At 55.1% G+C, this 22,093-nt stretch carries 22 protein-coding genes and 8 tRNA genes; 25 read left to right on the forward strand and 5 right to left on the reverse strand.

The genetic code is table 11. The annotated features are described in order from the left end of the window. Positions 1-369 (reverse strand): hypothetical protein, encoded by a 369-nt coding sequence (locus tag ACAM29_RS02735; RefSeq protein ID WP_369623138.1) that lies wholly within the window; start codon positions 367-369, stop codon positions 1-3. Positions 370-462: 93 nt separating this feature from the next. Then, positions 463-1,677: a pyridoxal phosphate-dependent aminotransferase gene (locus tag ACAM29_RS02740; protein WP_091826538.1), complete on the reverse strand. Its 1,215-nt coding sequence runs from the start codon at positions 1,675-1,677 to the stop codon at positions 463-465. A 190-nt stretch (positions 1,678-1,867) separates the two neighbouring features. On the opposite strand from ACAM29_RS02740, the gene ACAM29_RS02745 reads away from it, so the two are divergent. Continuing rightward, positions 1,868-2,536 (forward strand): DNA-3-methyladenine glycosylase I, encoded by a 669-nt coding sequence (locus ACAM29_RS02745; RefSeq protein WP_091826536.1) that lies wholly within the window; start codon positions 1,868-1,870, stop codon positions 2,534-2,536. Here ACAM29_RS02745 and syd read toward each other — a convergent pair whose 3' ends face one another. Next, positions 2,537-3,121, reverse strand: a complete 585-nt coding sequence (gene syd, locus ACAM29_RS02750; RefSeq protein WP_354405861.1) for a SecY-interacting protein — start codon at positions 3,119-3,121, stop codon at positions 2,537-2,539. Positions 3,122-3,342: 221 nt separating this feature from the next. Between syd and ACAM29_RS02755 the strand changes: the two genes are divergently transcribed. The 18 genes from ACAM29_RS02755 (at position 3,343) to ACAM29_RS02840 (ending at position 13,957) form a co-directional block, all read left to right on the forward strand. Further along, positions 3,343-3,419: transfer RNA gene (locus ACAM29_RS02755), tRNA-Asp, on the forward strand. Positions 3,420-3,548: 129 nt separating this feature from the next. Next, positions 3,549-3,624, forward strand: a tRNA-Val gene (locus ACAM29_RS02760). A 6-nt stretch (positions 3,625-3,630) separates the two neighbouring features. Beyond that, positions 3,631-3,707, forward strand: a tRNA-Asp gene (locus ACAM29_RS02765). Between the two features lie 128 nt (positions 3,708-3,835). Beyond that, a tRNA-Val gene (locus ACAM29_RS02770) sits at positions 3,836-3,911 on the forward strand. Between the two features lie 6 nt (positions 3,912-3,917). Next, a tRNA-Asp gene (locus ACAM29_RS02775) sits at positions 3,918-3,994 on the forward strand. A 47-nt stretch (positions 3,995-4,041) separates the two neighbouring features. Beyond that, positions 4,042-4,117: transfer RNA gene (locus ACAM29_RS02780), tRNA-Val, on the forward strand. Positions 4,118-4,123: 6 nt separating this feature from the next. Beyond that, positions 4,124-4,200, forward strand: a tRNA-Asp gene (locus ACAM29_RS02785). Between the two features lie 100 nt (positions 4,201-4,300). Further along, a tRNA-Val gene (locus ACAM29_RS02790) sits at positions 4,301-4,376 on the forward strand. 153 nt (positions 4,377-4,529) lie between these two features. After that, positions 4,530-5,474: a 1-aminocyclopropane-1-carboxylate deaminase/D-cysteine desulfhydrase gene (locus tag ACAM29_RS02795; protein ID WP_369623139.1), complete on the forward strand. Its 945-nt coding sequence runs from the start codon at positions 4,530-4,532 to the stop codon at positions 5,472-5,474. Positions 5,475-5,520: 46 nt separating this feature from the next. Then, positions 5,521-6,408 carry an NAD(+) kinase gene (locus tag ACAM29_RS02800; protein ID WP_091823787.1) on the forward strand — a complete coding sequence of 296 codons (888 nt, stop codon included), beginning with the start codon at positions 5,521-5,523 and terminating at the stop codon, positions 6,406-6,408. Positions 6,409-6,411: 3 nt separating this feature from the next. Then, positions 6,412-7,395, forward strand: a complete 984-nt coding sequence (locus ACAM29_RS02805) for a metallophosphoesterase (protein WP_206834713.1) — start codon at positions 6,412-6,414, stop codon at positions 7,393-7,395. Continuing rightward, positions 7,392-8,240, forward strand: a complete 849-nt coding sequence (locus ACAM29_RS02810; RefSeq protein ID WP_369623140.1) for a rhomboid family intramembrane serine protease — start codon at positions 7,392-7,394, stop codon at positions 8,238-8,240. The genes ACAM29_RS02805 and ACAM29_RS02810 overlap by 4 nt, the downstream gene beginning before the upstream one ends. 41 nt (positions 8,241-8,281) lie before the next feature. After that, positions 8,282-8,551, forward strand: coding sequence for a YeaC family protein (locus ACAM29_RS02815; RefSeq protein WP_206834709.1), 270 nt, complete (start codon positions 8,282-8,284; stop codon positions 8,549-8,551). Next, positions 8,544-9,380: a DUF2797 domain-containing protein gene (locus ACAM29_RS02820; RefSeq protein WP_369623141.1), complete on the forward strand. Its 837-nt coding sequence runs from the start codon at positions 8,544-8,546 to the stop codon at positions 9,378-9,380. The genes ACAM29_RS02815 and ACAM29_RS02820 overlap by 8 nt, the downstream gene beginning before the upstream one ends. Positions 9,381-9,392: 12 nt before the next feature. After that, positions 9,393-12,008 (forward strand): aminopeptidase N, encoded by a 2,616-nt coding sequence (pepN, locus tag ACAM29_RS02825; protein ID WP_369623142.1) that lies wholly within the window; start codon positions 9,393-9,395, stop codon positions 12,006-12,008. 69 nt (positions 12,009-12,077) lie between these two features. Then, a complete protein-coding gene (locus tag ACAM29_RS02830) occupies positions 12,078-12,464 on the forward strand; it encodes a hypothetical protein (RefSeq protein ID WP_091823775.1) in 387 nt (128 codons plus the stop codon). Between the two features lie 14 nt (positions 12,465-12,478). Beyond that, positions 12,479-13,291: a helix-turn-helix domain-containing protein gene (locus ACAM29_RS02835; RefSeq protein ID WP_206834706.1), complete on the forward strand. Its 813-nt coding sequence runs from the start codon at positions 12,479-12,481 to the stop codon at positions 13,289-13,291. A 102-nt stretch (positions 13,292-13,393) separates the two neighbouring features. Continuing rightward, positions 13,394-13,957 (forward strand): hemerythrin domain-containing protein, encoded by a 564-nt coding sequence (locus ACAM29_RS02840; protein ID WP_091823769.1) that lies wholly within the window; start codon positions 13,394-13,396, stop codon positions 13,955-13,957. On the opposite strand, the gene ACAM29_RS02845 is transcribed toward ACAM29_RS02840, so the two are convergent. Next, on the reverse strand, positions 13,954-14,568 hold the full coding sequence (locus ACAM29_RS02845; protein WP_369623143.1) for a riboflavin synthase subunit alpha: 615 nt from the start codon (positions 14,566-14,568) through the stop codon (positions 13,954-13,956). The genes ACAM29_RS02840 and ACAM29_RS02845 overlap by 4 nt on opposite strands. Positions 14,569-14,648: 80 nt before the next feature. On the opposite strand from ACAM29_RS02845, the gene ACAM29_RS02850 reads away from it, so the two are divergent. Beyond that, positions 14,649-15,539: a TIGR01777 family oxidoreductase gene (locus tag ACAM29_RS02850; RefSeq protein WP_369623144.1), complete on the forward strand. Its 891-nt coding sequence runs from the start codon at positions 14,649-14,651 to the stop codon at positions 15,537-15,539. 10 nt (positions 15,540-15,549) lie between these two features. Here the strand turns inward: ACAM29_RS02850 and ACAM29_RS02855 are convergent, their stop codons facing one another. After that, positions 15,550-17,208 (reverse strand): BatD family protein, encoded by a 1,659-nt coding sequence (locus ACAM29_RS02855; RefSeq protein ID WP_369623145.1) that lies wholly within the window; start codon positions 17,206-17,208, stop codon positions 15,550-15,552. Positions 17,209-17,389: 181 nt separating this feature from the next. Between ACAM29_RS02855 and ACAM29_RS02860 the strand changes: the two genes are divergently transcribed. The 5 genes from ACAM29_RS02860 (at position 17,390) to ACAM29_RS02880 (ending at position 22,080) form a co-directional block, all read left to right on the forward strand. Beyond that, complete coding sequence (locus ACAM29_RS02860; protein ID WP_369623146.1) at positions 17,390-18,292, forward strand: LysR family transcriptional regulator; 903 nt, start codon at positions 17,390-17,392, stop codon at positions 18,290-18,292. Positions 18,293-18,391: 99 nt separating this feature from the next. Continuing rightward, entirely contained in the window at positions 18,392-19,207 is an 816-nt protein-coding gene (locus ACAM29_RS02865) for a putative hydro-lyase (protein WP_354405882.1), read from the forward strand. A gap of 30 nt (positions 19,208-19,237) precedes the next feature. Further along, positions 19,238-20,203 (forward strand): TRAP transporter substrate-binding protein, encoded by a 966-nt coding sequence (locus ACAM29_RS02870; RefSeq protein ID WP_206834695.1) that lies wholly within the window; start codon positions 19,238-19,240, stop codon positions 20,201-20,203. 51 nt (positions 20,204-20,254) lie between these two features. Beyond that, positions 20,255-20,773: a TRAP transporter small permease gene (locus ACAM29_RS02875; protein WP_369623147.1), complete on the forward strand. Its 519-nt coding sequence runs from the start codon at positions 20,255-20,257 to the stop codon at positions 20,771-20,773. Beyond that, positions 20,773-22,080: a TRAP transporter large permease gene (locus tag ACAM29_RS02880; protein WP_206834693.1), complete on the forward strand. Its 1,308-nt coding sequence runs from the start codon at positions 20,773-20,775 to the stop codon at positions 22,078-22,080. The genes ACAM29_RS02875 and ACAM29_RS02880 overlap by 1 nt, the downstream gene beginning before the upstream one ends. Positions 22,081-22,093 lie beyond the last annotated feature (13 nt).

A 22,093-nucleotide genomic window follows, 5' to 3' on the forward strand; every position in this document is an offset into this window, starting at 1 on the left:
TCAGGGGTTGGCGACCTGCTGGTCGACCACGCCGCGAAGCTCTTCATAGGTATCCACGTTCTCGGGCGAGAAGTAAAGCTTGTAGTACTGTCGCTCCACCAGGCGGCCCTTGTTGCCGTTGATGGTTTCCTTGTAGGTCGCGTATAGATAGGTCATTTGCAGATGGATGACCCGTGTCTGCAATGGCAGCTCAATGTCGTGGCCTTCCAGATCCTGACGTACCTTGCGATCCTTGATGGTGTAGAAAGATGCTTCCGCAACCTGACTCAGGTTGAGCAGAAAGTTTGAGGTAACCGGAACCAGACGGCCTTTCTCAAGACCGTTGTGTTCCATCTGAATACCGCAGTTTTTCTTGATCTTGATAAACATGATGACTCTCTGTCATGGGTGGGTCTGTCTTGAGTATATGTCATTCAGGTGACATTTTGCTGACAACCCGAGCGGGTTGTCAGCGGAGGTGCATCACTGCTCGTAGGTACGCAGGAAGCTGCCGATGCGTTCGATGGCGTCGGTGAGTAGGTCCTTGGAGGGCAGGAATACAAGCCTGAAGTGTTGAGTGTCAGGGTAATTAAAGCCGCTGCCCTGTACGATCAGCACCTTCTGCTGCTGCAGCAAATCAAGCGCAAACTTCTCGTCGTTGCGAATCGGGTAGCGTGCAGGGTCCAGTTTCGGGAACAGGTACATGGCGCCTTTCGGTTTGACACAGGATACGCCGGGTATGTCGTTCAGCATCTCCCAGGCCAGGGTGCGTTGCTCGTAGAGGCGCCCGCCAGGCACGATCAGTTCATTGATGCTTTGATAACCGCCCAGTGCCGTCTGGATGGCATGCTGCGAAGGCACGTTTGCACACAGGCGCATGTTGGACAGCATCTCAAAGCCTTCGATCAGATCGCGGGCGCGGTGTTTCGGGCCGCTGATGATCATCCAGCCGGACCGGAAGCCGGCCGCACGATAGGTTTTGGAGAGGCCGTTGAAGGTGATGCACAGCACGTCATCAGCCAGTGAAGCCAGTGAGGTGTGTTGCTCGCCATCGTAGAGGATCTTGTCGTAGATCTCGTCGGCAAACACGATCAGCTTGTGTTCGCGGGCCAGCTCCAGAATCTCCAGCAGCAGCGATTCCGGGTAGAGTGCTCCGGTGGGATTGTTCGGGTTGATGACGACAATGCCACGGGTGTAGGGGGTGATCTTGCTGCGAATGTCGTCGATGTCCGGGTACCAGTCCTGCTGCTCGTCACAGATGTAATGTACCGGGTTGCCACCGGCCAGGCTCACCGCCGCTGTCCAGAGCGGGTAGTCCGGAGCCGGAATCAGCATTTCGTCGTTATCGTTCAACAGTCCCTGCATCGACATGACGATCAGCTCGGATACGCCATTGCCGATGTAGATGTCATCAATGCCCACATTGCGGATATTTTTGCGCTGACACTCCTGCATCACCGCCTTGCGCGCTGAAAACAGGCCCTTGGAGTCGCAATAGCCCTGCGAGGCGGGCAGGTTGAGGATTACATCCTGCACGATCTCTTCCGGTGCTTCGAACCCCCAGGGGGCCGGGTTGCCGATATTAAGCTTGAGGATGCGGTGACCTTCCTCTTCGAGGCGCTTGGCCTCCTGCAGGACGGGGCCGCGAATATCGTAGCAGACGTTGATCAGCTTATTCGATTTGCGAATGACGGACATCTTCTCGTTCCTGAGCTCCAGGCGCGACGGGCGGGCGTATGCATCTGGCCGAGCGTGGCACTGACTGGACAGCAAATTTAAAGTGACCAATCATACGCGCTCGGTACTGGTCGTGACAATGGCGCCCCGGTCCCGCTTGAGCAACAAACTGATCTGTTTTCAGACCTGATTTGAACAGGAGGTGGTGTCCATGAAGAACTGGTCGGAACTGTGTGAGCAGGCACTTAATTTACATCCGGAACGAAGACTTGATGAAATACTTGGACCGTTGCCTTTGGACTCAATGACTCTGGCTGCGCTGAATGATGACAGGGTGTTTTCCGTAATGACCCGGCGCATCTTTCGCGCCGGCCTTAAGCACTCGCTGGTTGATGCCAAATGGCCGGCATTCGAGCAGGCCTTTTTCGGCTTTAACCCGGAAGCGGTAGAGGAAATGAGTGACGAGGCGCTGGAGCAGTTGATGCACAACCCTCAGCTGATTCGTCATTTTGGCAAGATCAAGGCGACCCGCGCTAATGCAGTGCTGATGACCGACCTGGCGCGTGAGTATGGCAGTGTCGCTGGGATGATCGCTCAGTGGCCGGAAGACAACATCATTGGCCTGTGGCAACTGTTCAAAAAGCGCGGCAAACAGCTGGGCGGCAATTCAGGTGCTTACTTTCTGCGCATGCTGGGCAAGGATACGTTCATTTTAACCGATGATGTAATCGTGGCGTTGAAGGCGCAGGGCGTGGTGGACAAAAAGCCTACCGCCCAACGTGACTTGGAACAGGTGCAGGAGGCTTTCAATCAGTTGCGAGAGCAGTCAGGTCGTCCTCTGTGCCAGATTAGTCGCTTGCTGGCACACAGCATAGGCTGATCAGCTCTCCACGTCGGGCAGTTTCAAAGGCGTCAGCTGATCGAGGAAGTCGGCCAGACTGTCGGAGATTCGCTCCAGCGGTGCCTTGCCGGCTCGTTCCAGCCAGATGCTGCCATCCGTGTTGTCGACGCTGAAAAAACGATCGGTGTCCGGCTCCAGTGTGGCAAAAAACAGGGTGAGAGGGCGCTTCTGCTTCTGTTTGCTCAGGGCATGGCCGATCAGGTTGCCGCGCAGCCGCTCGAAATCCTCCCGGTTCCAGATCTGGAGCAGGCTGACTTCTCGCCCGTCGGGCAGCTGGGTCGGAATATGATCCGACCAGTAGCGGCTGTAGAAGGTGATAACGGAGGGGTGTATCGGTTGTTCAAACGCGTTGCTCAGTCCCTCAAACAGGTCTGTTCCGTCAGTATTGAGCACAGGGCGCCATAGTACCCGTACGCCAGTGGCGGCTTCCTGCTGGTAACAGGGGCTGGGCCAGTCGGGGTCGTATGGAGTGAGTGGCCAGCTATCGGGCTGGTGCAGATCAGTCAGGCGCTGCATGAATGCGTCCAACGCCCTTGCGGTATGATTATCGGCAACTGAAGTCATGGCTGTGCTTTCGATTGGTTTCTGATTTGGTCACACTCTGTCTTATGCCCGTCAGCGCTGCAAGCCGTCTGATCGCCTCGTTGAAACTCTATGCAGGTGGGTGGGCGGAAAATAAAAAAATCTCTGATAAACGATTGACAACGCAGGCGAACTCCTTAAAATGCGCACCTCATTCACGGGGTGAGTTTAAACGCACCGGTTTGTGAATGAATGAAGTAAGTGGAGCGGTAGTTCAGTTGGTTAGAATACCTGCCTGTCACGCAGGGGGTCGCGGGTTCGAGTCCCGTCCGTTCCGCCAACACTGAGAGAAGAAAGGTTAGAATACCTGCCTGTCAGCTCTCAAGGGATGTTCTGGGTCGCAAGCCCCGTCCGTTCCGCCAACCTCTTCATCGAAGTGCTGGTGAAGTTGTATCAAGCCAAGTGTTTTGGGCGAATAGCTCAGTTGGGAGAGCATCTGCCTTACAAGCAGAGGGTCGGGGGTTCGAACCCCTCTTCGCCCACCAAAGCACGGAGCGGTAGTTCAGTTGGTTAGAATACCTGCCTGTCACGCAGGGGGTCGCGGGTTCGAGTCCCGTCCGTTCCGCCAACACTGAGAGAAGAAAGGTTAGAATACCTGCCTGTCAGCTCTCAAGGGATGTTCTGGGTCGCTGGCCCGTCCGTTCCGCCAACCTCTTCATCGAAGTGCTGATGAAGTTGTATCAAGCCAAGTGTTTTGGGCGAATAGCTCAGTTGGGAGAGCATCTGCCTTACAAGCAGAGGGTCGGGGGTTCGAACCCCTCTTCGCCCACCAAAGCACGGAGCGGTAGTTCAGTTGGTTAGAATACCTGCCTGTCACGCAGGGGGTCGCGGGTTCGAGTCCCGTCCGTTCCGCCAACCTCTTCATCGAAGTGCTGATGAAGTTGTATCAAGCCAAGTGTTTTGGGCGAATAGCTCAGTTGGGAGAGCATCTGCCTTACAAGCAGAGGGTCGGGGGTTCGAACCCCTCTTCGCCCACCAAAACGCGGAGCGGTAGTTCAGTTGGTTAGAATACCTGCCTGTCACGCAGGGGGTCGCGGGTTCGAGTCCCGTCCGTTCCGCCAACACTGAGAGAAGAAAGGTTAGAATACCTGCCTGTCAGCTCTCAAGGATGTTCCGGGTCACTGGCCCTGTATGTCTACACGTTACACCCATGTCTGTTCTGGGCGAATAGCTCAGTTGGGAGAGCATCTGCCTTACAAGCAGAGGGTCGGGGGTTCGAACCCCTCTTCGCCCACCAGAACATCCTTCCTGTTTTACATCTCATTTATCTCTTTGTAACAAGTAGTCGCGCTTGGTTGCTGTCTTCCGACGAAAGCTGAATGGTTCAGACTTGGACTGAACTGATAGTCTGTTGTCCAAAAGCTGTTTGATGTGACTCTGGAATCTGTCCTTGTTTGAGCCTGCCAAAATAGTGATGCAACCGCTGTGCTCCCGTTTATATGACCGTTTCGGGGTTGATGTGTCAGTGTTGCGCCTTGATGGCATCCATCCCCTGGTGAGCGGTAACAAGTGGTTCAAGCTCAGGCCTGCGCTTGAACAGGCACGAAAACTGAGATGCCCCATCCTCAGCTTCGGCGGTGCCTGGTCCAACCATATCCACGCACTGGCTTATGCGGGTTTTCAATCAGGTGTTGAAACCGTTGGTATCATTCGTGGTGAGCCTGAATATGCTGCCAATGCCATGTTGAGTGATGCGCGGCGGTGGGGTATGCGGCTGCAGTTTGTGGACCGAAAAACCTACCGTTTTCGTGATTGTGCGCACTATCAGCATCAACTGTCGCTGGAGCATGGTGATGCCTTGGTTGTCCCTGAGGGTGGAACTACGCCTTCGGCCGTTCATTCCGTAAGCGAGATATGGCAGTTGCCGGTTATGCGTGAGCAGGGTGCCGACCTGCTGCTGACGGCTGTTGGCAGTGGCGGTACCCTTGCAGGGCTGGTGGCCGCAAAGCCTGAAGGTAGCCGTGTGCTGGGTGTGCCGGTACTCAAGTGTGGGCCTGAAATGGTCTCAAGGATCAATGCGTTGCTCCTCAGGGCCGGCTATGCTGACAGCAGTGGCTGGGAACTGCTGGAAGATGCCCATCGTGGGGGCTATGCGCGGCTGGATGCCGAGCTTGCAGCCATGATCAAGCATGTTGATGAGGTATACCGGTTGCCACTTGATCCGGTCTATACCGCAAAGCTGTTGATGGCATTCAATCGATTACTGTTCGAAGGGCGGGTCGTCGCAGGCAGCAAGGTGGTGCTGGTACACACTGGCGGGTTGCAGGGCGTTCGCGGCCATCAAGCCAGGCTTTCAATGCTGGCGTCTGCCTTTAGCGGGCCTCTGGTCGTATAATGCGTTCACATACACCTAAAGATCCTATCGGGAGAGCAGGGCTGGCATGGATAACTTTCGCAACATCGGCTTGATTGGGCGCCTCGGCAGCAAGTCCGTCATTGATACCCTGAAACAGCTGATTCGCTTTCTGGACGATCGAGGGTTGAACGTCATACTGGACCAGTCCATCGCCGAGGTGATGCCGGGTCATGGCCAGCAGGTGTGTAAACAGAAGATGATGGGAGAGATCTGTGATCTTGCCATTGTCGTAGGTGGTGATGGGAGTCTGTTGGGTGCCGCCCGCTCGCTCGCACAAAGCAAGATTCCGGTGCTGGGGATCAACCGTGGCAATCTGGGTTTTTTGACCGATATCTCCCCACAGGATTTTGAAGACAAGTTAATACAGGTGTTGTCCGGGCGTTACACGGTTGATTCACGCTTTCTGCTGGATGTGGAGATCAAGCGTAACGGCGAGCCGATTGCCGAGATGACCGCCTTGAATGACTGCGTGATTCACCCGGGCAAGGCCACCCGAATGATTCAGTTTGAGCTGTATATCGAAGGGCAGTTTGTCTATACCCAGCGTTCGGACGGACTGATTGTATCCACGCCGACCGGCTCAACAGCCTACGCTCTGTCAGCGGGCGGTCCCATCATGCATCCCAAAATTGATGCGCTGGTGCTGGTGCCGATGTTTCCGCATACCCTGTCCAGCCGCCCGATCGTGGTTGACGGAAACAGCGAGTTGAAAATGGTGATCAGTGAGGATAACAAGACCTATCCCGCGATCTCCTGTGATGGTCAGTTGAACCTGAGCCTGGCGCCGGGAGACAGTATTACGATCCGCAAGAAATCGCAGAAACTGAAACTGTTGCACCCGCAGGATTACGATTTCTATCGCACCTGCCGTGAAAAACTGGGATGGAGTTCCAAGCCCGGTCAACAGGAGTGAAATGTGAAAAGCCAGGGTTATGATCTGATCGGTGATGTGCATGGCTGTGCGCTCAGTCTGCGCATGTTGCTGGCCCGCATGGGGTATCGGCAGATCAATGGCGTCTATCGCCATGCTGATCGTAAGGTCATTTTTATTGGCGATATCATTGATCGCGGGCCGCATATACGTGAAGCGTTGCATATTGTCAGGGATATGGTTGATGCCGGCCAGGCCGAAATCGTGATGGGCAACCACGAGTACAACTATCTCTGTTACATGACCCCACATCCGGACCGTCCCGGTGAATTTCTGCGTGAGCATACCCCGCGTCACCAACGTATTCTGCAGCAGACACTGGAGCAGCTTTCACCCTGGCCAGATGAACAGAGGGAATACATGGATTGGTTCCTGCAGCTGCCATTGTTTCTCGAATTTGATCACTTTCGGGTGGTGCATGCCTGCTGGCATCAGGGCTTGATTGATCGTTTCCGACAGCAGTACGGCGGCAATCAAATCACGCACGACTTTTTGTGTCGTTCGGCGATCGAAGACAGCTTTGAATGGGAAATAATGGATCGTCTTCTGCGTGGTACTCATTTGCGCTTGCCCAATAATGAAGTGATGGTAAGCAAGGATGGTTTTCGACGTCGCTTTTTCCGCACCAAATTCTGGACGCCGGATCCACAATACCTCGTCGATGTGGTATTTCAGCCAGACCCGCTGCCGCCTCACCTGGCACGCCTGCCCATTACCGAGAGGCAGCGGAAAGACCTGATCTACTATGGCCCGCAGGAAAAGCCGTTGTTCATAGGTCACTACTGGCGGGAGGGGGTGCCGCGGCCTGTCACGGACAATATTGCCTGCATTGATTTCAGTGCGGTCAAGTACGGCAAATTGGTAGCCTACCGACTGGATGATGAAACCCGCATTGATCCTGACAAGTTTGTTTGGGTCGATGTGGCGCGGGAGGTTCATCTGCCTCAGTCGGAGATCGGTGCCTCATGATACCGGCCGTCGAATCGCCTCTGAGCGAGGATCTGACCGAATTTACCGCGTTCCTGTGGCAGCATGGGGTGTCCCATCGTGTGGTCGAGGAAGGTGAGTGGCAGCGGCTTTATGTCAGTCCCGAATTCAACCCGGCTCAGGTGCATGAGTTGTACGAATACTGGCATGGCGGCGGCGATCTGGATCAGGTCGAAATTCGCTCCCGAAAACGGGCGATAAGGTCTGTCAGCTGGCGTAGCATTCCGGTTACCTTATCACTGATAGCGTTAAGCGCGCTGTTCAGTCTGCTGATTGGCTTCGGTTCCGATCTGCAGCAGATGGCGCTGTTCAGTTTTACCTCCTTTGAGGTGTTCGGCCAGCAGGCGCGTTGGCATACGCTGGCGGCCATGCTGGCAACCGGTGAGCTGTGGCGACTGATTACGCCGGTTTTCATGCATTTCAGCCTGCTGCATATCATGTTTAACCTGCTCTGGGTTTGGGTTGTCGGCGTAAGAGTGGAGCCGGAGCAGGGCAGCCTGCCTTTCCTTGGCCTGGTACTGTTCAGTGGCGTATTGTCCAACCTTGCGCAGTTTGTTGTCAGCGGCCCCATGTTTGGCGGCATGTCGGGTGTGGTGTTTGCCTTGCTGAGCTATGCCTGGTTGTGGGACCGGTCTGGTATGCAGCCTCGTATCGGTCTGCCGCCCGCATTGATGGGCTTTATGCTGCTGTGGCTGGTATTGGGGTTCACCGGTGTGTTGCAGGGAGTCGGCCTTGGCGCAATAGCCAATACCGCCCACCTTGCCGGGCTGCTGGCCGGGCTGCTCTGGCTGTTGCTGGTACGGTTTCTGGGCAGGCGTTTCAGCTGAGCACTGTGCTAAAATCGGAACATCCAACTCAGGAGATGCTAATGACTCTGGACAAGATGATTGAGGCGATGACGCCGGATATCTACCAGTCACTGCGCCGCGCAGTGGAGCTGGGCAAGTGGCCCAATGGCGAGCGTTTGACGCAGGAGCAGCGCGAGACCAGTCTGCGTGCCGTCATCGCCTATGAGCACAAGCGCAATATGCCCGAAGATCAACGTGTCGGTTTCATCGACCGCACCCGCCCCGATGGCAAGCAGCATGGCAGTGATCCGCTGCAGCCGCAGGTTCTGAAGATTCTGGCTGATGGTTGATACTGTAGATACCCCTGCTGTTGGTGGCTTGCGCAAGATGTATACCCGGCTGGAGCAGCCCGTTCACTATCAGCTGCCGATCGGTGATGAGCCGGTTGATCTTAATGCACTGATCGGCAAACCGATTCGACTGGTGTACCAGCAAGAAATCAACTGTCTTCACTGTGGTCGCAAAACGAAAAAAAGCTTCAGTCAGGGCTATTGCTACCCCTGCTTTACCAAGCTTCCCCAGTGTGACAGCTGTATCGTCAAGCCGGAAAAATGTCATTATCACGAAGGTACCTGTCGTGATCCGGCCTGGGGCGAACGTCACTGTTTTCAGCCCCACGTGGTCTATCTGGCCAACTCATCCGGCCTCAAGGTCGGCATTACCCGGGGTGAGCAGATACCCACCCGCTGGATGGATCAGGGCGCCATTCAGGCGCTGCCGATCCTTGAAGTGGACAACCGCCTGCATTCGGGTCTGATTGAACAGATCATTGCGGCCCACGTCAGTGACAAGACTAATTGGCGGACCATGCTCAAGGGGGGAAATCCGGGTATCGACCTCAAAGCGGAACGTGACCGTTTGCTTGGGCTCTGCGCTGATGAGCTCAATAAGCTGCGTGAGCGTTTCGGTGAGGCGGCAATCCGCCAGCTGGAGGCCGACGTGGTCGAGATCGAGTATCCGGTAGACCAGTATCCGGGCAAAATCAGCACCCATAATTTTGATAAGGAACCGGAGGTATCCGGGGTGCTCCTGGGTATCAAGGGGCAGTATCTGATTCTGGATACCGGTGTCATCAATATACGTAAATTTTCCGCTTACAAGGTACAGCTAAGCGTTTAGGCAGGAGTCGCAATGTCAGCTCAACAGCCCCATGCAATCTATCTGGAAGACTATCAGCCCCCCGCCTGGCGAGTGGAGCGTACAGCGCTGCGCTTTGAGCTGGAAGAAGAACAGGCACTGGTGCGAGCGCAGCTGAGCATCAGCATCAATCCGGAAGCGGGCAGTCGCCAAGCGCTTGAACTGTTGGGTGATGACGAGATTGAGCTGCAGCGGCTGAGCATTGACGGCGAGGTGCTGTGTGCATCCGACTATGCCCGCGCCGATGGCCGACTGGTCATCCCAAACGTGCCTGACAGCTTTACGCTGGAATGTGTCACTCGGCTGCTGCCACAGCAAAATACTGCACTGGAAGGCCTGTACAAGTCCGATGGCATGTTTTGTACCCAGTGTGAAGCCGAGGGTTTCCGGCGCATCACCTTTTTTCCCGATCGTCCGGATGTCATGTCGGTATTTACCACTACGCTGGTAGCCGACAAGACGCGTTATCCTGTACTGCTGTCAAACGGTAACCCGGTTGCCTCAGGCGATGCCGATGGCGGCCGTCATTGGGTGACGTGGGAAGATCCCTGGCCCAAGCCCAGCTACCTGTTTGCGCTGGTCGCGGGTGATCTCGCGTTGGTTGAGGATCACTACACCACCGCTTCGGGCCGTGAAGTGGCACTGCGTATTTATGCCGAACGCAAGGATCTGGACAAACTGGACCATGCGATGGTCTCGCTCAAGAATGCCATGCGCTGGGACGAGGAGGTGTATGGCCGTGAGTACGACCTCGACATCTACATGATCGTGGCGGTGGATTTCTTCAACATGGGTGCGATGGAGAACAAGGGGCTTAACATCTTCAATACCTCCTGTGTGCTTGCTCACCCGCAAACCACTACCGATGCTGCATTTCAGCGCGTGGAAGCAGTGGTGGCACACGAGTATTTCCATAACTGGTCGGGTAACCGTGTCACCTGCCGTGATTGGTTCCAGCTCAGTCTGAAGGAGGGATTTACCGTTTTCCGGGATGCCGAATTTTCGGCTGATATGAACTCCCGTACAGTGAAGCGTATTGAGGATGTGACGCTGTTGCGCACGGCCCAGTTCGCCGAAGATGCCGGCCCCATGGCGCATCCGGTACGGCCGGAGTCCTACATCGAAATTTCCAACTTCTATACCCTGACAGTGTACGAGAAGGGGGCAGAGGTGGTGAGGATGCTGCACACCCTGCTTGGGCCGGAGCTGTTCCGAAAAGGCAGTGACCTCTATTTTGAACGGCATGATGGCCAAGCCGTTACCACAGACGATTTCGTTCGAGCTATGGAAGACGTCTCAGGTCGCAACCTGAGCCAGTTCCGCCGCTGGTACTCTCAAGCTGGTACGCCCAGGCTCAATGTTTCCGATCAGTACGATGCCGAAACCGGTTGCTACGAGCTTCAAGTCAGTCAGAGCTGTCCACCGAGTCCAGGCCAGGAGCACAAGCTGCCCTACCACTTGCCGCTGGCCATGGGGCTGCTGGCTGATGATGGTACCGAACTGTGCAGCCGGGTGCTGGAGTTGACCGAAGAGGAACAGGTGTTCCGCTTCGAAGGTATTTCGAGCCGCCCGGTGCCCTCACTGCTGCGTGGTTTCTCGGCCCCGGTTAAACTGGACTATGCCTATACGGATCAGCAACTGTTGATGCTACTGCGTCATGATACTGATGGCTTCAATCGCTGGGATGCCGGCCAGCGATTGAGCGTGCGTTTGCTGCAGCAGCAGACAGAAGCCTGGTGTCGGGGCGAACCGATGCAGTGTGAACAGGCGCTTGTCGATGCCTGGCGTGGCCTGCTGCGTGATGAGAACCTTGACCCCGCGATGGTGGCTCAACTGTTGCGTTTGCCATCCGAGGCACAATTGAGTGAACTGGCCGATGAAATTGATGTCATTGCCATTCATGAAGCGCGTGAATTCATGCGCACAGCACTGGCGCGAGCGCTTGAGTCGGAGTGGCTGGCAGTCTACCAGCGCTGTGATGCTGCATCCGGCACCTACTCGCCGGATGCAGCATCGATCGGATTGCGCAGCCTGAAGAATCTGGCCTTGGAGTATCTGATCGCCACAGGCCGTGAGCCTTGGCTGGAGCTTGCACGCCAGCAGTTCGAGCAGAGTGATAATATGACCGATCAGCAGGCGGCGCTGTCGCTGGTTGTGCATTCGGGCTTTCGTGAAGTGGGCGCCGAGTTGCTGGAAGCGTTTTACCTGCAGTGGCAGCATGAGTCGCTGGTGATGAATCAGTGGCTGGCAATTCAAGCATCCGACTCGGCTCCCGGTGCGCTGGAACGCGTGGTGTCGTTGAGCCGGCATCCCATGTTTGATATGCGCAACCCGAACAAGCTGCGTGCATTGATCGGTGGGTTCTGTGGTCAGAACCTGGTGCAGTTTCATGCCGAGGATGGCAGCGGCTATGCCTGGCTGGCAGACTGGATCCTGAAGCTGGACCGTCAAAATCCTCAGGTGGCAGCAAGGCTGCTGACACCGCTGACTCGCTGGAAGCGTTATGAACCGGTGCGTCGAGCGCTGATGCGTGATCAGCTACAACGAATGATGGATACCGCCGAGCTGTCGGCTGATGTATATGAAGTGGTAAGCAAGAGCCTTGTCTGAACAGGGCATTACAGCGCGCCCGTTTGGTGGTGCACACAACCGGAACAACAAACCGTGAAGGATAAGTAGATGGAACCGTATCTGAACGCCAGTGACAAATTTGATCTTCAGCAGAATTACCGCCGTTATCTGAAGTTCCATGATCAGTGCCAGGTACTGAACGAAATACTGAAGGATGCCCGTGCCAGCAGGGTCTGGGTGGCAGGTGTGGTGTTGATGGTGTTTGCGCTGGGCTCCGAGTTCTTTCTGGGTGCTGCAGCTGGTCTGTTTGGCCTCTATTTCTACCGTATCCTTTCGGCCTGGTATCGACTGAGTCAGGTTGAGGAAAATGTTGAAGGGATTGAGCGCTGGTTTGCCAGCAAAGGGCTTAAGTTTGAAAGCCGGGTGCTGTATCAACGCAATGATGACCAGCTGGCACAGCCTCTCGATCCGTTTAATGAAGAGCTTTACCGCTGATCTGACACCATACGATGCAGCGAGAGTACCGACGCCTTAGCCAGCACACCCGCCACCTTCTGTCGTTACCGGAAGGTCTGAACGTGGATTTCAAGCGTGAAACCCAGGCGGTGAAGGCGTCGGATCTTGTTGCCTTCGCCAATACGGCATTGGGTGGCACATTGTTGATCGGCATCGATGAGTACACCACTGAAGACGGTGTGCAGCGTGGCAGGGTAGTCGGCTGTGAAGTGGACGACAAAGCCAGGCTAACGCTGGTCAACAAGGCCACCGGCTGTATACCTAACGTTGATATCCATATTTTTACCGAAAACCTCTCGGCTTCCAGGCCCATCTTTCGGGTCGAGATTCCCCCTGGGCAGAATAAGCCCTACTGTACCCAACGCGGCGAATACTCTATCCGTACCGATGGTCGTAACCGAGCCATGCTGCCGGAAGAGTTGCTGGCTATTTTCATGGAACGAGAAGGCGAGCAGTTTCTGTCCCGCTTTCGTCATGCCGTCCAGCAACTGGAACATCAGCTTGGCAGTGTCAGTCACGCCCTCAGTGATGGCATGCTGGGCGTGAGCGAGCGTTTACATGAGCTGGATCATCAGTTGCAGCGCACCCTGTCACGTATTGAACAACTGACCGACAGCAACAAGAAACGCTCACGCAATTTGATGCAGGCCTTGCGGCAAAGTCAGGATGGCATCGTGCAGCTTGAAAACAGTATTGCTCCGGTCATCAATGACAAGGGGCAGCACCTGCTGCAGGATATCGAGCACAAGCTGGGTATGTTGCTGGATCTGCTTGATATCGACAGCAGCAACGGCAACGGTCACTGATCAACCTTCGTCTACCGCACTGGTTAAGCTTGATCCCTGTCAAGATGAGGCAATGAGACTCGTCTATAGTGAAGTAAAGCAAGCTGTAGCGGAGACACCAACATGACAATTCTGTCAGAACTGCATCAGGATCATATCAACCTGAACCGTCTGCTCGAAATACTGACGCTGAAAGTAGAGCGGTTGCGTGAAGGCAATCACCCGAACTTTTCATTGATGGCGGACGTGGTGGCGTATGTCGGCAGCTATGCCGACCAGCATCACCACCCGCGTGAAGATGTGATGTACGAACACTTCCGTGGCCGTGATGCTGACCTGGACAAGGGTTTTGACCAGTGTGAAGCCGAACACGCAAAGCTGAAACAACTGTCTCATGACTTGGCCGAGTCCATTGATGCGATCCTGCATGACGCCGTGATGCCGATGGATCGGTTCACCGATCAGCTGGATGAGTTTGTCAGTACCGAGCGCCAGCATCTGGATTTTGAAGAGCGAGAACTGTTCCCCGGTATTCGCAAATTGGCCGGTGATACTGACTGGCAACAGCTTGAAGAAGCGTTGCCGTTGCCTGAAGACCCGCTTTTCGGTGAAAAGCAGGCTGCCGAGTATCGTGATCTCTATCGCGCATTGATGGAAGACATGAACCGTAACGGTGCGGCGCACTAGCCGCGCTGTACCAAATAACGCTTGACCGTATCGACGATTGCCTGAGTCTGCGGATCGACCTCCAGATTGACCCTGTCGCCCGGTTGCAGGCTGCCGAACGTTGTCTGCGACAGGGTTTCCGGTATCAATGATATACCGAACTCACCCCGTTGGTTATCGACCTCGGCCAGTGTCAAGCTGCAGCCGTTCAGACCGACAAACCCCTTGGGGAGCAGGTAGGGGGCCGCGGCTTGTGGAATTTCAAAGTGAATATGGTGGTTGTGCTCGCTTGCTTCGATTCGGCTGATGCGTGCGCAGCACAAGATATGTCCGGACATCAGGTGGCCGCCTATTTCATCACCAATGCGGGCGGCACGCTCAAAGTTGACTCGGTCGCCGGGTTTCAGCTCACCCAAGTTGGTCAACTCTAGCGTGGTATCAATCAAGTCAAAGCAGACATGGCGACCCTTGAACGAAGTGATGGTCAGGCAGGTGCCATTAACTGCAATGCTGGCACCGGTCTCCAGGGCGCTTGCACGGGCAGGTGGCAGCTCCAGTTCCAGTTGCATGAAACCTTCGTGGCGACGGCAGGCGATAACCTCGGCGGTGCCCTGAACAATGCCAGTAAACATGTTGTGCTAACCTCTATACATCAGATCTGATCCGGTATTGGGAGCGTAAGTTTAACCCAAAGCCGCACGGAGAATAAAAAATGCGTGTATTGATTACAGGTGGTAGCGGGTTTATAGGACAGGCCCTGAGTACGGCCCTCATCGCCCGTGGAGATGATGTCATCATCCTCAGCCGGGCGCCGGAGGCCTTGCCTGCACGCAAGCGAGTACAGGCTGTAGGGGCTTTGCATCAAATTGAAAGCCAGGTTGATGCGGTCATCAATCTGGCGGGGGCACCAATTGTCGATAAACGCTGGAGTGATGCACGCAAGCAAGTTTTGCGTGACAGTCGTATCCAGCTGACCGATGCACTGGTGAACTGGATGCGACAACAGTCACAGCCACCGGCTGTTCTGGTCAGCGGCTCCGCTATTGGCTATTACGGCAGTCATGCTGATGAAGTGCTGGAGGAAAATGCTGAGCCCATGCCCGGATTTGCCCATGAGCTTTGTCGTGACTGGGAGCAGGCTGCCCTTGAGGCTGAATCATTCGGTGTACGTGTCTGTCTGATCAGGACTGGAGTGGTGCTGGGACCAGAAGGTGGGGCGCTGTCAAAAATGCTGCCAGCATTCCGGCTGGGTCTGGGTGGTCCCATTGGTGATGGCAAACAGTGGATGTCCTGGATCCATCTGGATGATGAGGTGGGTGCCATTATTTATTTGCTGGACAATCCTTCTCTCCACGGTCCGTTTAACCTGACTGCACCAGAGCCGGTGCCTAATGAAGTGTTCAGTCGAACATTGGCGCGTGTTTTGCATCGACCTGCGTTTATGCGTGTACCCGCGACGATAATGAAACTGATGCTGGGCGAGGCCAGTGAGTTGTTGGTGGAAGGCCAGCGAGTTGTACCTGAAAACCTCCACACCGCCGGCTACGAGTTTCAGCAACCACGGCTGGAGGACGCACTGCGAAAGGTGCTGGATATGAAATGAGGTAAGGGCCTCAGGACACCATCAGAAGATCCTGTTCGCGAGAGTCCACACTCGGCTCCGCGTTGCGCAGACGTCTGCGACGCATCGTTTCCAGTGCTTCAAGTAACAGGTCACCCTGCCACAATGTTGGTTCGTGGCGCAGGTGGTGTTCCAGATCCATAATTAGAAAGTCCAGCGCCTGGCTACCTGCCGCTTCGCACAGGGACGTAAGGGAGTGCACATGGTGATCAAGCCAGAATTGCTGTCCCCAATCGATCAAACGTTGTTGAGTGCTGCCGGCATCGTTCTGCTGGCAGGCAATGGCCAGTGCCTGAAAGGTGTTGCGCTCGGCCTGCTGGTGTGACCGGTGCAACTGCGCTGCCTGCGCTGCCTGCACTTCCTGGCTGGCAGCCTTGTCACGGTTACGCAGCTGGCGCAGCTGATGCCAACTGTAAAGCCAGCCCAGAGAGCTGATGATGCTCAGTAGCCCAAGACCTGCGACCAGGATCCGCGAAGGGCTGCTCGGGTTGGTAGCGTCTCGGGCTACGGGCGTGCTTGAGTCTGTAACGGGTGGCAAGGACACCATGTCGATCTCCAGCTGTCTGCCGGGCAGCGTCAGAATTTGCCCTCTGTCACTGAGTGTGTTCCACCAGTGAATATCGATGGCGGGCAGAACCAGCCCGCCTTCACCCAACGGCTCAATCAAGATCCTTTCCGTGCGAGTGCTCACCAGCCCCTGCGGGGTTGCCGTTTCCGTCAGGCTGACATCTTCAGTACGGGCAAATGCTGAGTCCAGCTCTGCAACAAACAGGGAGGGCAAGGCATCGGCGGGCAGGCCAAGTGCTGTCAGGCTGATCTCGCGGACAAAGCTTTCACCAGGTTGCAGGCTGTCAGGCAGAGGAGCCTGTTCCTCGAAGCTGAGCCGCTCTGCTGGCAACCAGTAGCCACGCTGGCTGTGATGTGCCTGTGGCAGTACCTCTATCTCGAAACTTTCCACGGGGGCCAGTGCAATCGCATTTGGGGTAACATCGCTATCATCGTCAAGAACCAGCCGTGCTCCTCGCAGGGTGTGCAAGCCCTCGTTTGAAGGAAAAAGCGCAAAGGCCTGTTCGGTAATCTGCCAACTTTCGCCACCGCGATCGGTTTCGTAACTGCGCTTTTCCGTCAGTGGTATGACCAGCGCCTCGGGCAGTTGGGGAGGCTGGAACCGGGCTGATTCAGGCAGTGGTTCTGTATGAAATACCCGCGCGGTATACAGCAGCTGAGCATGGCTGTAGATCTGATCCTGACTCAGTAGGCTGTCCATAAACAGGTTGCCGCGGTTCCGTGTCGGAGCGAGGTTACCTGTTACCTCAACTTCCATGGAGGCACTCAGATCGCTACCCAGTCGCAGGGGCGGAATCCGGATTTTGCCCGTGGTGCGAGGACGCAATTGCAGTTCCCAGCGCGTTCGTACGGCACGGCTGGAGGAGGAGTGGCTGGAAATGATGACCTTGCGGCTGCTGAGTACACTGAAGTCTCCTTCAAGTGGAGTCAGATCAGGGCGTTGCTCCAGCTGATCCGTTGCTTCCAGTGTCAGGGTCAGTACATCGGCGGCCGTTAGAGAGTAGCGGTCGAGCGAGGCGCGCACTTCAGCCCAGGCTGGCAATGAACAGCTCAGCAGTAACAGCAATGCCAGCAATGAACGCATCCACAGCTCCATGATGGTGCAGAAGATAAATGATGATAATCCCTTGTGATTATCGATCATGATACAGACCAGATCAATATTATATATTGAGAGGATTATGGGGTTTTCTGTACGAGAATGGCTTATCTGGAAATTATGTGCTAATCACTAAGCGGTTTCTTAATATCATGGAAAATGCAGCGTGAATTTTAAACGACTGGAAACTTTTGTTTGGGTAGCCACTCTTGGCAGTTTTCGAAAGGCCGCTGAACGCCAGCATACCACTCAGCCTGCGATCTCCAGCCGTATTGCGATTCTTGAGGATGAGTTGGGTGTCAAACTGTTTGAGCGAGAAATGGGTCCGGGGCCTGTGGCCCTCACTGCAAAAGGTAAGGAATTGCTTCCGTATGCCGAAAAAATAATATATATGCAGGAACAGCTCAAAAAACGTGCAAATAATGTACAGGGGGTATCCGGTATATTGCGGCTGGGTGTTTCTGAAACAATTGTACACACATGGCTACCCGAGTTTCTTCGTCGCTTGAATAATGAGATGCCTCACCTCGAGGTGGAAATGACAGTCGATGTCACCAGTAATTTGCGTGCCGGTCTGCTCGACCGATCAATTGACCTTGCCTTTTTGATGGGACCGATTTCGGATCCCAGTATTGCCAACCTTTCACTGTGCAGTTTTCCGCTGGCCTGGATTGCCAGCCCAGCGCTCAAACTCCCGGATCGTTTGCTGTATATCGAAGAGCTGGCTCAGTGGCCCATTATCACCTATGCACGCAATACCAAGCCGTTTGCCGAAATCAGTCAACGCTTTCGCGCCATTGATGGTGCGCCGGTACGCTTCATGTCCTCCAGTTCGCTTGCTGCCTGCTATCGACTCACGGTTGACGGGGTTGGCATTTCAACCTTGCCCTACCGGATGATCACTGAAGAGCTTGAAAAGGGGATCATCACCCGCCTGCATGTAACCTGGACACCTTCAGAACTGACATTTACGGCATCTTACTCGGCGGTGCCCTACAGCCCGATTGCCGAACGGGCAGCGGAACTGGCGGTGGTGGTTTCAGAAGCCTATGCAGATGAAACTATATAAATTTTTTTTATCATTAAATAGAAAAAACCATAATTAGACTTTTTTACCCTCTCGATTAGTCTTAGTAAAACACCGATTGTCCTTAACGAGAGGTCAGGCATGAACAGGCAGGCGGTTTCCAACTATAAGCAGGGTTTGCTGGAGACGGCGCATACACTGCGCCACAAGATTCGAGTCGGTGAGTTTACCGGCAGTACCAGTGGTTTCGCCCCGGGGCTGATTCAGGGCAATGTGGTGATTTTGCCGTCAGACTGGGCGCAGGACTTCCTCTACTTCTGCCAGCTCAACCCCGTTTCCTGCCCGCTGATTGCAGTGTCGCGGCCCGGTGAGCCCCTGTTGCCAGAGCTGGGCAACGATATTGATATCCGTTGCGATGTGCCCGAGTACAACGTGTTCGTTGATGGGGAGCTGACGCATACGGCCATTGACATTGCTGACCTGTGGAATGAACAGATGGTGACCTTTGTATTGGGCTGCTCCTTCTCCTTCGAAGAGGCGTTGCAGCGTGCAGGACTGTCGGTGCGTAATATTGACCTCGGTCGCAATGTGTCCATGTATGAAACCAGCCTCCCAACATCACCCAGTACACGCTTTCACGGCAATACGGTTGTAACCATGAGGCCGTTTTCACCGGCCGATGCAATTCGTGCCATACAAGTGACAACCCGCCTGCCGAAGGCACATGGCGCCCCGATCCACATCGGGCGACCGGATCTGATCGGTATTGATGATCTGACATCGCCTCATTTCGGAGACAGTGTGCCGGTAGGAGAGGATGAAATTCCCGTTTTCTGGGCCTGTGGTGTGACGCCGCAGGTCGCTATCCGTAATGCAAGGCCACCGCTGTGCATTACACACGTCCCCGGCAAAATGCTGGTGACTGACAGGCTCAACGATGAGCTGGCCGTTCTCTAGGCTGAAACAATAACACGTGGAGATCCAATCATGTTGAAGAAGATTGCTGGTATTGTTGCCCTTGCAGGGGCCATGAGCACTGCGGTGCAGGCAGACACATGGCATATGCCAACCCCGTATGGCGATGCCAACCTGCCCACCAAAATAGCCTATGAATTTGCTGACGAGATTCGTGAAAAAAGCAGCGGTCAGATCGATATCAATGTGCATTCAGGTGCCTCGTTGATCAAGCATCCCGAAATCCCGCGTGCTGTCAGAACAGGGCAGGTACAGTTGGGTGAGGTGTTCATCGGTGTGATGGGTAATACCCACCCGGTTTTCAAGCACGACAATATCCCCTTCCTGGCCACCAACTTCGATGACTCCAAGAGACTTTGGGAAGCAGCCAAGCCCGAAATCGAAAAGCTGCTGGACAAAGAGGGTATGCAGTTGCTGTATACAGTCCCCTGGCCGGCACAGAGCCTGTATACCAAGTTTCCGGTTAACACACTGGAAGACCTGAAGGGAACCAAAATGCGTGCCTACAGTCCTTCAACCTCGCGTCTGGCAGACCTGATGAATACCTCACCGACAACGGTGCAGGTGCCTGAAATCCCACAGGCGTTCAGTACCGGGATCATCGATGCCATGATCACATCCCCCTCAACAGGTGCAAATGGCCAGGCGTGGGACTATCTAACCCATTACACCGATATCCGCGCCTGGATTCCCAAAAACATTGTGGTCGTGAACAAGCGTGCGTTCCGTCGCCTCGACAAGGACACTCAACAGATCATCCTGGCGGCTGCTGAAAATGCAGAGCGCAAGGGCTGGGAAGGCGTGCGAGCAACAGCCAAACAGGATACTGAAACCCTGGCCGCCAACGGCATCGTCGTCAGTGAACCCTCCGCTGAGTTGATGAGAGAGCTGGAAAAAATCGGTGCCATCATGATCAAGGAGTGGGAAGCCGAAGCGCCTGCTGAAGTGGGCAAGATTCTCAAGCAGTATCAGCAGTAAACGCGAAGGGCCCCCGAGCACTGCAGGGGGCCCAATGATGAGGCACTTTCCATGTCAGCATTAAAAGAAAACCTATATCTGACATCCGGTTACCTGTCTGGAGCCTGCATCGTTGCCATCATGGTGCTGATACTGGCGCAGATTGTCGGCCGATTTTTCGGATTCATTATTCCGTCGGCTGAAGACTTTGCGGGCTACGCGCTGGCGGCGTCCATCTTCTTTGGTCTTGCCTACACCTTTCGAGAAGGTGGCCATATCCGGGTTACGCTGGCCATTCAGCGCCTGCCGCGCCACTGGCGTCGGCTGCAGGAACTGAGCGTTCTGTTGTTTGGGCTTGCTCTGAGCGGTTTCATGACCTGGTACTGCTGGTTCATGGTGTGGGAGTCCTACGTCTTTGAAGAGATGACACACGGTTACATCGCCATGCCACTGTGGGCACCTCAGGTGCCGCTGGGAGTGGGCGCTTCAGCGCTGGCGCTGGCGGTGCTGGATGCATTGATTGCAGTGCTCAGGGGCGACCTTCCGGATTACATCGGCGCTGAAGATGAAATTAACCTGGAGGAAATCTGATGGAGCCGATGACGTTATCGATTGTCCTCGCGATCAGCATGTTATTGATGCTTGCGTTGGGTGTCTGGGTTTCGCTTGCGCTGGTAGGGGTGGCGGTTCTCGGGCTGATGCTGTCCGGCAATGAACAAATTGGCCTGCTCTTTGGTACTTCAAGTTGGGGTGCCAGTACGGCATGGTCATTGACTGCGTTGCCGATGTTCATTTGGATGGGGGAGGTGCTGTTCAGAACCCGCCTGTCATCTGATCTGTTCAAGGGGCTTGCCCCCTGGCTCGGCGGGTTGCCGGGCAAACTGCTGCACGTGAATGTACTCAGTTGTGGCATCTTTGCGGCCGTCTCCGGTTCATCGGCCGCCACAGCCGCCACCATCGGACGCATGACCCTGCCAGAGCTTAAGGCTCAGGGCTACAGCGACCGTATGGCAGTGGGTACACTGGCCGGATCGGGTACGCTTGGGCTTTTGATACCGCCGTCCATCATCCTGATAGTGTATGGCGTGGCTGCGGAAGTATCGATCGGACGACTGTTTATTGCCGGCGCATTGCCGGGCCTGCTGTTGGTTGTGCTGTTTATGGGCTACACCATGGTCTGGGCCATGATGCACAAGGATGAACTGCCTGAGCATACCCGCGATCAGGTGTCCCTTGCCGCCAAGGTCGCGGCACTGCGAAAGCTGTTGCCGATCATGGGGTTGATCGGTTTTGTACTGGGCTCCATCTATGGTGGATTTACGACCCCGACAGAGGCTGCAGCTCTGGGCGTTTTTGGCGCACTGGTACTGGCGGCCGTGACAGGTTCGTTGAGTCTTGAAAGTTTCAAGCAGAGTCTGCTCGGTGCCGTCAAAAGCTCCTGCATGATCGGCCTGATTCTTGTAGGCGCACATTTTCTCACCCTGGCAATGGGATTCCTGGGTATTCCGCGTGCGCTGACCGAGTGGATCGGCACATTGGGGCTGACACCGTTTGAACTGCTGATTTACCTGACCGTCCTGTTCGTAATTCTCGGCTGTTTCCTTGATGGCATTTCGGTTGTCGTGCTGACGGTTGCGGTTGTTCTGCCGATGGTGCAGCAGGCCGGCATTGATCTGCTCTGGTTTGGCATCTACATCGTCCTGGTGGTCGAGATGTCTCAGATAACTCCTCCTGTCGGATTCAACCTGTTCGTGATTCAGGCACTGACCGGCAAAAACATTCTCTATGTGGCCAAAGCGGCCCTGCCTTTCTTCCTGTTGATTCTGCTGGCGATCGTCTTGATCTACTGGTTCCCGGAGATTGTCACCTATCTGCCGACGACTATGACACAGCGCTAGTGTACGACGTTGC

Source organism: Marinobacterium sp. BA1, assembly GCF_041155135.1.
Lineage (GTDB): Bacteria > Pseudomonadota > Gammaproteobacteria > Pseudomonadales > Balneatricaceae > Marinobacterium > Marinobacterium iners.

Coding starts and splice junctions, on each gene's coding strand:
- ACAM29_RS02735 (WP_369623138.1), bottom strand. CDS start 369: ATGTTTATCAAGATCAAGAAAAACTGCGGTATTCAGATGGAACACAAC.
- ACAM29_RS02740 (WP_091826538.1), bottom strand. CDS start 1,677: ATGTCCGTCATTCGCAAATCGAATAAGCTGATCAACGTCTGCTACGAT.
- ACAM29_RS02745 (WP_091826536.1), top strand. CDS start 1,868: ATGAAGAACTGGTCGGAACTGTGTGAGCAGGCACTTAATTTACATCCG.
- syd (WP_354405861.1), bottom strand. CDS start 3,121: ATGACTTCAGTTGCCGATAATCATACCGCAAGGGCGTTGGACGCATTC.
- ACAM29_RS02800 (WP_091823787.1), top strand. CDS start 5,521: ATGGATAACTTTCGCAACATCGGCTTGATTGGGCGCCTCGGCAGCAAG.
- ACAM29_RS02810 (WP_369623140.1), top strand. CDS start 7,392: ATGATACCGGCCGTCGAATCGCCTCTGAGCGAGGATCTGACCGAATTT.
- ACAM29_RS02815 (WP_206834709.1), top strand. CDS start 8,282: ATGACTCTGGACAAGATGATTGAGGCGATGACGCCGGATATCTACCAG.
- ACAM29_RS02820 (WP_369623141.1), top strand. CDS start 8,544: ATGGTTGATACTGTAGATACCCCTGCTGTTGGTGGCTTGCGCAAGATG.
- pepN (WP_369623142.1), top strand. CDS start 9,393: ATGTCAGCTCAACAGCCCCATGCAATCTATCTGGAAGACTATCAGCCC.
- ACAM29_RS02830 (WP_091823775.1), top strand. CDS start 12,078: ATGGAACCGTATCTGAACGCCAGTGACAAATTTGATCTTCAGCAGAAT.
- ACAM29_RS02835 (WP_206834706.1), top strand. CDS start 12,479: ATGCAGCGAGAGTACCGACGCCTTAGCCAGCACACCCGCCACCTTCTG.
- ACAM29_RS02840 (WP_091823769.1), top strand. CDS start 13,394: ATGACAATTCTGTCAGAACTGCATCAGGATCATATCAACCTGAACCGT.
- ACAM29_RS02845 (WP_369623143.1), bottom strand. CDS start 14,568: ATGTTTACTGGCATTGTTCAGGGCACCGCCGAGGTTATCGCCTGCCGT.
- ACAM29_RS02850 (WP_369623144.1), top strand. CDS start 14,649: ATGCGTGTATTGATTACAGGTGGTAGCGGGTTTATAGGACAGGCCCTG.
- ACAM29_RS02855 (WP_369623145.1), bottom strand. CDS start 17,208: ATGCGTTCATTGCTGGCATTGCTGTTACTGCTGAGCTGTTCATTGCCA.
- ACAM29_RS02865 (WP_354405882.1), top strand. CDS start 18,392: ATGAACAGGCAGGCGGTTTCCAACTATAAGCAGGGTTTGCTGGAGACG.
- ACAM29_RS02870 (WP_206834695.1), top strand. CDS start 19,238: ATGTTGAAGAAGATTGCTGGTATTGTTGCCCTTGCAGGGGCCATGAGC.
- ACAM29_RS02875 (WP_369623147.1), top strand. CDS start 20,255: ATGTCAGCATTAAAAGAAAACCTATATCTGACATCCGGTTACCTGTCT.
- ACAM29_RS02880 (WP_206834693.1), top strand. CDS start 20,773: ATGGAGCCGATGACGTTATCGATTGTCCTCGCGATCAGCATGTTATTG.